Source organism: Paraburkholderia suaedae (genome assembly GCF_040812055.1).
Lineage (GTDB): Bacteria > Pseudomonadota > Gammaproteobacteria > Burkholderiales > Burkholderiaceae > Paraburkholderia.
On the sequence record NZ_JBFOAH010000011.1, the window covers coordinates 203,494 to 213,773 of the forward strand.

Annotated in this window: 10 protein-coding genes; 9 read left to right on the plus strand and 1 reads right to left on the minus strand. The window is 63.3% G+C overall.

All coding sequences use genetic code 11. The features are described 5' to 3' along the window. The first annotated feature begins 300 nt into the window (after nucleotides 1-300). The 8 genes from ampC to pqqE all read left to right on the plus strand — a co-directional run bounded on the left by ampC (nucleotide 301) and on the right by pqqE (nucleotide 7,500). Nucleotides 301-1,503, plus strand: coding sequence for a class C beta-lactamase (ampC, locus tag ABQJ48_RS17505; RefSeq protein WP_473094147.1), 1,203 nt, complete (start codon nucleotides 301-303; stop codon nucleotides 1,501-1,503). A 488-nt stretch (nucleotides 1,504-1,991) separates the two neighbouring features. Continuing rightward, complete coding sequence (gene pqqA, locus ABQJ48_RS17510; protein ID WP_113062024.1) at nucleotides 1,992-2,066, plus strand: pyrroloquinoline quinone precursor peptide PqqA; 75 nt, start codon at nucleotides 1,992-1,994, stop codon at nucleotides 2,064-2,066. Between the two features lie 577 nt (nucleotides 2,067-2,643). Then, on the plus strand, nucleotides 2,644-3,210 hold the full coding sequence (locus ABQJ48_RS17515; RefSeq protein WP_367839250.1) for a cytochrome b: 567 nt from the start codon (nucleotides 2,644-2,646) through the stop codon (nucleotides 3,208-3,210). Further along, a complete protein-coding gene (locus tag ABQJ48_RS17520) occupies nucleotides 3,207-4,223 on the plus strand; it encodes an alpha/beta fold hydrolase (protein WP_367839251.1) in 1,017 nt (338 codons plus the stop codon). Before ABQJ48_RS17515 ends, ABQJ48_RS17520 begins: the two co-directional genes overlap by 4 nt. Further along, nucleotides 4,220-5,158 carry a pyrroloquinoline quinone biosynthesis protein PqqB gene (pqqB, locus tag ABQJ48_RS17525; RefSeq protein WP_367839252.1) on the plus strand — a complete coding sequence of 313 codons (939 nt, stop codon included), beginning with the start codon at nucleotides 4,220-4,222 and terminating at the stop codon, nucleotides 5,156-5,158. Before ABQJ48_RS17520 ends, pqqB begins: the two co-directional genes overlap by 4 nt. A 62-nt stretch (nucleotides 5,159-5,220) precedes the next feature. Next, nucleotides 5,221-5,988: a pyrroloquinoline-quinone synthase PqqC gene (gene pqqC / locus ABQJ48_RS17530; protein WP_367839253.1), complete on the plus strand. Its 768-nt coding sequence runs from the start codon at nucleotides 5,221-5,223 to the stop codon at nucleotides 5,986-5,988. Further along, nucleotides 5,985-6,275, plus strand: coding sequence for a pyrroloquinoline quinone biosynthesis peptide chaperone PqqD (pqqD, locus tag ABQJ48_RS17535; protein WP_367839254.1), 291 nt, complete (start codon nucleotides 5,985-5,987; stop codon nucleotides 6,273-6,275). The genes pqqC and pqqD overlap by 4 nt, the downstream gene beginning before the upstream one ends. Nucleotides 6,276-6,279: 4 nt before the next feature. Continuing rightward, nucleotides 6,280-7,500 (plus strand): pyrroloquinoline quinone biosynthesis protein PqqE, encoded by a 1,221-nt coding sequence (pqqE, locus tag ABQJ48_RS17540; protein WP_367839255.1) that lies wholly within the window; start codon nucleotides 6,280-6,282, stop codon nucleotides 7,498-7,500. Between the two features lie 166 nt (nucleotides 7,501-7,666). On the opposite strand, the gene ABQJ48_RS17545 is transcribed toward pqqE, so the two are convergent. After that, nucleotides 7,667-8,767, minus strand: a complete 1,101-nt coding sequence (locus ABQJ48_RS17545) for a YVTN family beta-propeller repeat protein (RefSeq protein WP_367839256.1) — start codon at nucleotides 8,765-8,767, stop codon at nucleotides 7,667-7,669. A gap of 497 nt (nucleotides 8,768-9,264) precedes the next feature. Here ABQJ48_RS17545 and purU point away from each other — a divergent pair, with 497 nt between their 5' ends. Further along, a complete protein-coding gene (purU, locus tag ABQJ48_RS17550; RefSeq protein WP_367839257.1) occupies nucleotides 9,265-10,140 on the plus strand; it encodes a formyltetrahydrofolate deformylase in 876 nt (291 codons plus the stop codon). Nucleotides 10,141-10,280: the final 140 nt, after the last annotated feature.

The following is a 10,280-nucleotide window of genomic DNA, read 5'->3' on the forward strand; positions in this document are numbered from 1 at the left end:
GTGACGACGGCGCGAACCATTGAAAGCGGTCCATAACTCGTGATATGGTCGTGCCTCCGATGCAGACTTCGACTGCGTGTTTAGAGGGCGTGCGGGCTGTGAGTTCATCAGCAATCGTCACGTATCCCGGAATCGCCGGCGCGGCGACCATTAACGTAGTAGTCCGTATTATGTTAATGAACGACAAAGCGCGTGTGTGGAAGCACATCCCGCGGCACGGCTCTCGTTGATGGCGCCGACCGATAGCCATCCAAATCGCTTCACTTTTCGACAGTACCCAATAGGAAACATTCTAGAAAAATGCAAACGATGCAATTCAGCGCTATGCGCCTCGTGGCGGCACTCTCCTTCGGCCTATTCGCGACCGCAGCGCTCGCCAAAGCGGCGGATGACCCTCAAGCCAGCCTCCGCGGCGTGGTGGACGCGGCGGTACGACCGGTGATCGAGAAATACCGCATTCCGGGCATGTCCGTCGGCATCACTGTCGGGGACAAATCCTATGTGTTCAATTACGGCGTCGCATCGACGCAAACGCGCCGGCCTGTCACGCGCGACACCTTGTTCGAACTCGGATCGGTAAGCAAGACGTTTACGTCGACGCTCGCATCCTGGGCGCAGCTCACCGGCAAACTTTCGTTATCCGACACAACGGCGAAGTACTTGCCGTCCCTGCAAGGCAGCCCATTCGGCGGTGTAAAGCTCGTCAACCTGGGCACGCACACGCCGGGCGGGCTTCCGTTGCAGGTGCCGGACGCGATCCAGAGCAACGATCAACTGATGCAGTACCTGAAGGCGTGGCAGCCCGCGTATGCACCGGGAACTCACCGAACGTACAGCAACGTGGGGATCGGAACACTCGGCCTGATCACGGCAAAAAGCATGGGTCAGGATTTTGACTCACTGATGGAGCAGCGTCTGTTCCCCGCGCTAGGCATGAGCAGCACTTACATCAAGGTTCCCGCCGCAAGCATGCCTGACTATGCGCAAGGCTACGCGAAAGACGACACGCCCGTGCGGATGTCGGCTGCAATGCTGTCCTCGGAGGCTTATGGCATCAAGTCGAGCACCGCCGACATGATCCGCTTCATGCAAGCAAACATGAATTTGCTCAAACTGGATGGGACGCTACAGCGTGCGCTCACGGATACCCACACCGGCTACTTCAAGGCAGCCCCCATGACGCAAGATCTGATCTGGGAGCAATATCCGTATCCGGTCGCATTGAAGACCCTGCTCGAAGGCAATTCATACGCGATGATCTACCATCCGACGCCGGTCACGCCAATAAAGCCGCCGCTGAGACCACGGAAAGACGTCTGGATCAACAAGACGGGCTCGACGGACGGCTTCGGCGCGTACATCGCGTTCGTGCCCGAAGCGCGGCTCGGTATCGTCATCCTCGCTAACCGGAACTATCCCAATGACGACAGAGTCACCGCAGCATACAAAATCCTCACGTCGCTTGCCGGTCGCGAGCAAGCAAAAGAAGCAAATCATGAATAACCAATGGCGCAAAACCGCGGCACAAGGCGAATGGCCCTGAGCTCTGCTACTTGCTTGAAGGCGACGTGACGGTGCGCCAATGCGAATTCGCGCTTTATTTTGCGCACTTAACGCATACAACCTCACACGGCTATCGCAGAGCAGTTTTCCCACCGGTGTGAAAAATCGGCGCACAATGTCTGTCGAGCAACAGAGCATGTGCGACATGGCACTGTCATCCTATGCCCGTGCGACGGAATGCTTTGCTGGGTTCTCGCCGCACAGCCAAGCGCCCAATAGCAAATGGTGCGAGAGCGATCTGGCAGCGCTGCTGGCGGTTGGACCGGCGAGATCCGGCACGCACTGTATAACCCGCCCTACGTACTTTGGCGCATCCTTTCGGCATGACGCACGTTCGGGCATAAAGCTTGCGCCGTGCCTATGCCCATGAAGTCCGGCATGGGGCCGGGCCGACGGCAAGGCTGGACCAACCGATGGAGGAAGCACGTATGCAGTGGACCACTCCGAGCTACACCGATGTGCGTCTGGGTTTCGAAATCGTGATGTACGTCGCTACGCGTTAGGCCCGCAAAGGGGTCGCACACGCGGCCCCTTTTGCAAACAACGATGCAGCTCATCCGCTGATCAACCGGCCTTTCGGGGCTGTCAGGATACTCGCTCTCATCGGCACCCCCGCGCGTGTCCTCCGGGGCCGTGCCGCACACCGCACTACCGACGGGCCGACCGTGCCCGCCAGCCGCGTCGGGTGCGTGCGCCTCGCCGCGTCTTTCGCCCACATCGAACCCCGACTCGACGAGTCGCGCTACGACGCAGGACGCTTGGGGGCCAAGTGTGGTCGGCGGCGGCCCCGCGGTCGAGCTCACGCCTCGGGGCCGATGGCGCGAAGCTGGGGCATCGCGAGCGAACCAGGCCCGGATTTTGCCTCCGCGATGAGGCACTGCACGTTGCTGCGCGCTTGCGTCAGCGACATTCACCGGCGGCGGTCCCGGTTTCGACGTATTCTGATCTGTGCTCGCACGCACTCTCGCGGCCGAGATGGCCCTGTGTTCGCCGTCTCCTGGAGGGAAGCTTAGAGGCCCGTAACGCCGCGCGGTGCGTGACATTCGACACCGAGACGCCAGGTAAAAGAAGGAGGCAGCCATGACGACAGCGCATTCTGCGAACCCGAAGCCGGCTCTCGACACCGGCGCGCCACGCTATGCCGGGTTGCTGATCGCGCTGCATTGGCTGATCGCGCTCGGCATCATCGGGCTGCTGGCGCTCGGCTTGTATATGGTCGGATTGCCGAAAGGCTTGCCTGTCAAAGCGACGTTGATCAACCTGCACAAGTCGCTGGGGCTAACGGTCTTCGTGCTGGTGCTGGTGCGCATCGTCGCGCGGGCGGCCTTTCACCGGCCGCCCTTGCCGCCGATGCCACCTTGGCAGCGCATCGCCGCGCGCACGACTCAGGGCCTTTTATACGTCGGCATGGTCGCGATGCCGCTGGCCGGTTATCTCGGTTCGTCGTTCAATCGCTTTGGTACGCGCTTCTGGGGCATCCCGCTACCGAAGTGGGGCTGGGACGACGCGCATTTGCGCGCGCTTTTCTTCGGCATTCACAAGGCCGTGGCATTCGTGCTGATCGCGCTGATCGTGCTGCACGTGGCCGGCGCGCTCAAGCATCAATTGATCGATCGGGACAACCTGCTCGCGAGAATGCTGCCATGACGATGCGCCGCACCGCGCAAGGTTCGCGGCACGCATTGCCGCCACTCGACGCTCGCACATTGCGCACGCGCGACGGTCATCGCGTGCGGTTCTGGGTGGCGGGCGCTGCGGACGGTGTGCCGGTGGCCGTCCTGCACGGCGGCCCCGGCAGCGGCAGTCAGCCGGACGCGCTGCGGCTTTTCGATCTGAGCCGCTTCCGGGTCGTGCTGATCGATCAGCGCGGCACCGGCGCATCGACGCCGTACGGCAGCGTGCGCCACAACCGCGCCGATTTTCTGATCGCCGATCTCGAAGCGATCCGCGCGCGACTCGGCTTCGACCGCTGGGGCGTGTTCGGTGGATCCTGGGGCGCGGCGCTGGCGCTCGCGTATGCGGGACAGTGCCCGCAAGCGGTCATGGGCGTCGTGATGCGCGGTCTGTTCCTCACATCGGCGCGGGAGGTGCGCGGTCTGTTCGTCACGTCGCGCAAACGCGCGCCGCGCGCATGGGCCCGGCTGCGCGCCGCGGCGCAGAGCGAGCGGCCCGCCGGCTTGGCGGCCCGCTGCGCCGCGAGCCTGCAATACGGCGCCAATGAAGCGCGGCAACGCGCGCTCGCACTGGCATGGCGCGGCTACGAAAACGCGGTGCTCGCGAGCGGCGCTACACGCCGCGCGGCGCAGCCCCGCGCAAGAAATCCGCAACGGCTCGCCCGCAAGCTGGTCGGCAAATACCGTATTCAGGCTCACTACCTCGCGCATCGCTGCTGGCTCGGCGCAACCCGTTTGCTCGCGCTTGCGCGCCGCGCGGCAGCGGCCGGCGTCCCGCTTGCGGCGGTGCACGGCTCGCGCGACCCGGTTTGTCCACCGCGCAATCTCCGGCGCCTGGCCCGCGCGGTTCCCGCCGCGCACGTCGAGCTAGTGCGCGCGGGTCATCTGGCGAGCGACCCCGCGCTTCATCAACGGGTCGCGCACGCGCTGGCCGCGATGTTCATCCCAGCCAATCAGGAGGGGCGCAGCATGCGCCGCACGGCATGAAGATCAAGGTGCTCGGTTCATCGGCGGGCGGCGGCTTTCCGCAGTGGAACTGCAACTGCCGCAATTGCGACGGCGTGCGCCGCGGCACTTTGAAGGCTACCCGGCGCAGGCAGTCGTCGATCGCGGTGAGCGCAAACGGCGAGGACTGGCTGCTCGTCAATGCGTCGCCCGATCTGCTCGCGCAGATCGCCGCGAGCCCCGAGCTTCAACCGGGGCGCCGTGTACGCGATAGCGGCATTGCCGCCGTGCTCGTGATCGACGCGCAGATTGACCACGTCACCGGCCTCTTGATGCTACGCGAGCGCGACGCACCGCTGCCGCTCTACGCCACCGATGCGGTATGGCAAGACCTGTGCTCGGGCTTTCCGGTCGCGCCGATCCTTGCGCACTACTGCGGCGTCGAACATCGCCGCATTGCGCTCGACGGTGCGCCGCTCAGCGTCGATGCGCTCAGCGGCGTGCGGATCGACGCCTTGCCGCTGTCGAGCAAGGCGCCGCCCTACTCGCCGCACCGCCATGCGCCCGAGCGGGGCGACAACATCGGGCTCGTCTTCACGAACCTGCAATCGGGCAAGCGCGTGTTTTATGCACCGGGGCTCGGCGCTATCGAACCCCATGTTCTGGCAGCCATGCGCGAGGCCGACGTTGTGCTGGTGGACGGCACGCTGTGGACCGGCGATGAAATGATCCGCCAGGGGCTGTCGAAGAAGACGGCCGCCGACATGGGGCATCTGCCGCAGTCCGGTCCCGGCGGCATGATCGAAACACTAGATTCGCTCGACGCGGATCCAACCCGCCAGGCAGGCGCTATCCGCAAGGTGCTCATTCATATCAACAACACCAACCCGATTTTGGTCGAGGACGGTCCCGAGCGGCGCGTGCTTAGTGAACACGGCATCGAGGTCGCGTACGACGGCATGGTCATAGAACTTTGAAATGCACAATATTCAGGAACACTAATGAGTTTCCCCTGTGATCGGAAAAAAACGGAGCGGGCATGAACGCGAACGAGAGTCACGAGAGCCATGAGACGGCCCCGATGCGCGGCGCGAATGCCAGGCGCACTTCAGCCGCGGATGATCCCGCCTGGAGCCGCGACGAATTCGAAGCCCAGCTGCGCGCGAAAGGCACCGCTTATCACATTCATCACCCGTTCAACGTGAAGATGAATAGCGGCGGCTGCTCGCGCGAGCAGATTCGCGGCTGGGTCGCGAACCGCTTCTACTATCAGATCAACATTCCGCTGAAAGATGCGGCGATCCTGTCGAACTGTCCGGACCGTGAGACGCGTCGCCGCTGGGTGCTGCGCATTCTCGACCATGACGGCTACGGGGATGCGGAAGGCGGCATCGAAACATGGGCGCGTCTTGCGGACGCGGTCGGCATGTCGCGCGACGCGCTGTGGTCGCTCGAACACGTGACGCCGGGCGTACGTTTCGCCGTCGACGCCTATGTGAATTTTGCGCGCCGCGCGCCGTGGCAGGAATCGGTCTGCTCGTCGCTCACCGAGATGTTTGCGCCTCAGGTTCATCGCGACCGGCTCGCGAACTGGCCGCAACATTATCCGTGGATCGAACCCGCGGGTCTCGCCTATTTCCGCTCGCGCATTGCGCTCGCGCAACGCGACGTACAGCACGGACTCGAAGTCACGCTCGCGCATTTCACGCGACGCGAGCAGCAGGAACGGGCGCTCGAGATCTTGCAGTTCAAGCTGGATATTTTGTGGACCATGCTGGACGCAATCGAAAAGGCCTTCCCGCAATGAACGACATGACAGGCACCGGCGGCGCCAGGCCAGCCGCCATTCCATTGACGATCGCGAGGCCCTTTCGTCTGCAGTGGGAACCCGCGCAAAACGCGCACGTGCTGCTTTACCCCGAGGGGATGGTGAAGCTCAATCAAAGCGCGGGTGAAATTCTCAAACGCTGCGACGGCACGCGCGACATAGACACGCTGATCGCCGAACTGGAGCAGGCGTTCAACACCACCGGGCTCGGCACGGAAATACGGGCTTTCATTGCCGACGCGCACGGGCGCGGCTGGCTGGAGTAGCGCGATGAACGAGCTTGCGCAACCCGTCTCGCAACCCGCTGCCGGCACGCGGAGCGACGACACCGCCGGCGTGCCGCCGCCGCTCTGGCTGCTCGCGGAGCTGACATATCGCTGTCCGCTGCACTGCGCCTTTTGCTACAACCCGCTCGACTATACGGATCACAGCCGCGAACTCAGCACCGCGCAGTGGATCGACGTGCTACGCGCAGCGCGTGCGCTGGGCGCCGTGCAACTCGGCTTCTCGGGCGGAGAGCCGCTTGTGCGCGACGACGTCGAAGTGCTGGTCGAAGAGGCGCACAAGCTCGGCTTCTATACGAATCTGATCACCTCGGGCGTCGGCCTGACCGACCAGCGGCTCGACGATCTGAAGGCTGCCGGTCTGGACCATATCCAGTTGTCGTTTCAGGATTCGACGCAGCAGTTGAACGATTTCCTGAGCAGCACGCGCACCTTCGAGCTGAAACAGCGCGTCGCCGCTTCGATCAAACGGCGCGGCTTTCCGATGGTGCTCAACTGCGTGCTGCATCGCTACAACCTGCCGCACGTCGACAAGATCATCGACATGGCGCTGGCGATGGGCGCCGAATACCTGGAGCTTGCGAATACCCAGTACTACGGCTGGGCGCATGCCAACGAGGCGCAGTTGATGCCGGCCCGCGAGCAACTCGAAGCAGCGGAAGCGGTGGTCGCACGGTATCGCCGCACGCACGGCGAGCGCTGCAAAATTTTCTTCGTGGTGCCGGACTATTTCGAACGCCGGCCGAAGCGGTGCATGAACGGCTGGGGCGCGGTGTTTCTCGGCGTCGCGCCCGACGGCGTCGCACTGCCCTGCCACGCCGCGCGCGGGCTGCCGGGACTGACGCTGCCGAATGTGAAAGACACGCCGTTGCGCGAGATCTGGTACGACAGCGATGCGTTCAACCGCTTTCGCGGTCTGCACTGGCTGAAGGAACCGTGCCGCAGTTGCGAGGAAAAGGAACGAGACCTGGGCGGCTGCCGCTGCCAGGCCTACCTGCTCACGGGCGATGCGGCCAACGCCGACCCGGTCTGCGACAAATCACCGTTTCACGAGACCGTGGTGAAGGTCGTGCAACGCGCGGCGTCGGCGTCGGCAATCGCGGCGCGCGAACAGCCCATCCTGTTCCGTAACGACGCGAACTCGCGCAAGCTTGCGGCGGGCGCGCGAGAGCCGGATGCCACCGGCGGCAACGCTGCCAAATCATGACTGGTGAGACCATCTTACGGCGGGCCGTCGACGACCACCTTGGGAACCCTACCTTTGGCAGCGCGAACCCCGTCAACGAGCCGCTCGTTGGTGCCGCGGCGAGGACCGGCGTGTCGGTAGCTTGCACCACACGCAGAAATAGTGCCGCGGCGCAACACAGCACCGATCAATGCGATTCGATCGAGCCGTCGCTGCGCGGATAAGTGACGATGCCCCATGCAAGCGGCAATTCGCCGATCTGCCCGATTGGCTGATAGGTTTTCGCGTCGAGTACATAGACCGAATCGGAACGCCCGCATGCCACCATCAGCTTCGTGCCATCCGGCGTGAAGCTGAAGTGCCAGCAACGCTGGCCGACGGGCACGTCGGCGACTTGCTCGTAAGTGTGGCCGTCGAACACCTGGAGCGTCCGGTCGCGCGCCGCGGCGACGAAAAGCCGCTGACCGTCCGGGCCGAATGCGACGCCGTACGGTCCCAGTTTGGTATCGACGGTCTTGAGCACCTGAAAAGTGTTCGCGTCGATCACGACGAACTTGCTGAGCGACTCCAGCGTGACCACATACTGCTTGCCGTCCGGCGACAGACGAATGCCACGCGGGCGGCCGCCCGCTGCAAGCTTGATCGTCCTGATCGGAGCACCGGTGCGCGTATGGTAGACGGACACCGTATCGTCGCCTTCGTTGGCGACCAGCATGCTCTGGCCGTCGCGCGAAAATTCGATGCCCTCGGTTTCGTGACCGCTCGTCACCGAGCGAATCACGCGCCACGTTTTCAGATCGACAATGGCGATTTCCGCGGGTGGCTTGTTGGCATCGTCGTCGTCCATGCCGGGCTTTCCGTCTGGCTTTCCGCCAGGCTTTTCGTCCGCTTTGGCTGCGGGCGGCCCGCCATCTCCGCTGGGCTCGTAAGTCACATAGGCGTAACCGTTTCGCACCCGCACATACTCGGGATTCTTGCCGATCTTCACCCGCTTGACGATCTTGCCCGATGCCGTGTCGATCACCGCGAGATCGCCCGAATTCTTGTTGGCAACCAGAAGACGCGTGCCGTCCCCGTTCAGGCTCAGGCCGCGCGGACCGTCCGCGCCAACCGGAAACGTTTTTGCGAGCATCATCCGATCGAGATCGATCACGCCGACGCCGGCCTTCTCACTCGTCACATAGGCTAGCGGCGCGGCTGCGTGCACTGTGCTCGCGGCGACTATTAGCGCGGCAGTCAGAGCGATGCGACGGCACGAGCGTGTTAGGGGAATCCGTGTCTCCGGCATGGTTGTACTCCGTGGTGACATCGCTAAGCCGCGATTGCTGGGGCCATCCGTTCAAAGTATCGCACCGGTCGATTCTTTCACAACCAGGAGAAGCTCACCTGTCCAATTTTCATGCCATCAGCGTGTTCTTGAATACCTGACGGTCTTTCACCATCGTTAAGTCGATTAACAGCAAGCCAGTTGACCGATCTTTCGTGCGGCGGCGATCTTGCGGCAGTCGGCCGATCTGTCTGCTGCGGCAATGGGCGACCGAGTCCGCGAGCATTCAGACCGTGTTTCCGCCAACCAGTCACCCGCCGGAGAAAGTGCGCGCGGCGATCGACACACTCATGCAGCGGCTCGCGGCCGCTGCATGAATCGCGGCCGGCCAGGGCGCTGACGCTCCCATTCCAGCGCAACGGCGCTTAACTTCTATCCGCGAGGCTTGTCTCTTTGCTCTACTTCGACAATGGACGCCGCGCGTCGCGGCGTCGCCTTTTCGTCCACCTGGAGAGCGCATGTCCGCCGATTCCCGTCCTGCTCAACTGGTTCTCACTGTCGCGTGTCCGAGCGCGGCGGGCCAGGTTGCCGCCGTCGTCGGCTTTCTCGACCGGCATCATTGCTATATCGACGAACTCACAGTGTTCGACGACGAGCTTAGCGAACGCTTCTTCGTGCGCTGCGTCTTTCATGGCGCCGATAGCGGCGAAACGCTGCACGTCGCCGCGCTAGAGCGCGAATTTACGCCGATCGCCGAGCGCTTCCGAATGACCTGGGCGCTGCACGATGTCAGCACGCGGCCGAAGGTGCTGATCATGGTTTCGAAGCTCGAGCACTGTCTGGCCGATCTGCTGTTCCGCTGGCGCATGGGCGAACTGAAGATGGACATCGTCGGCATTGGCTCGAATCATCGCGATCTCGAACCGCTCGCGCAACAGCACGGCTTGCCGTTTCATCATCTGCCGATCACGCCGGACACGAAGCCGCAACAGGAAGCGCGCTTGCTCGACCTGTTCGAGACGTCGGGCGCCGAGTTGATGATTCTCGCGCGCTACATGCAGATTCTGTCGGGCGAGACGAGCCGCGCGCTCGCGGCACGCGCGATCAACATCCACCATTCGTTCCTGCCCGGCTTCAAGGGCGCTAAGCCTTATCACCAGGCGCATGCGCGCGGTGTCAAACTGATCGGCGCAACGGCCCACTTCGTCACCGACGATCTCGACGAAGGGCCGATCATCGAACAGAGCGTCGAACGGGTGGATCATTCGTACAGCCCGGAGCGGCTGCTCGCGACCGGACGCGATGTCGAGTGCCTGGCGCTCGCAAGAGCGGTCAAGGCGTTTGTCGAACGGCGCGTGTTTATCAACGGCGATCGAACAGTGGTGCTGCAATAAAAAAAACGCCGCTTTTGTAGCGGCGCTCTCCTTGAAACGACTGCTCGTAAAACCGCGTCAAACTCGCCGCTTAAGCTTCATCCATCCGGCGAGTCCCGCTCGATCCCGCTACCGCGCTCACTTCACCCAGCTATCCACGC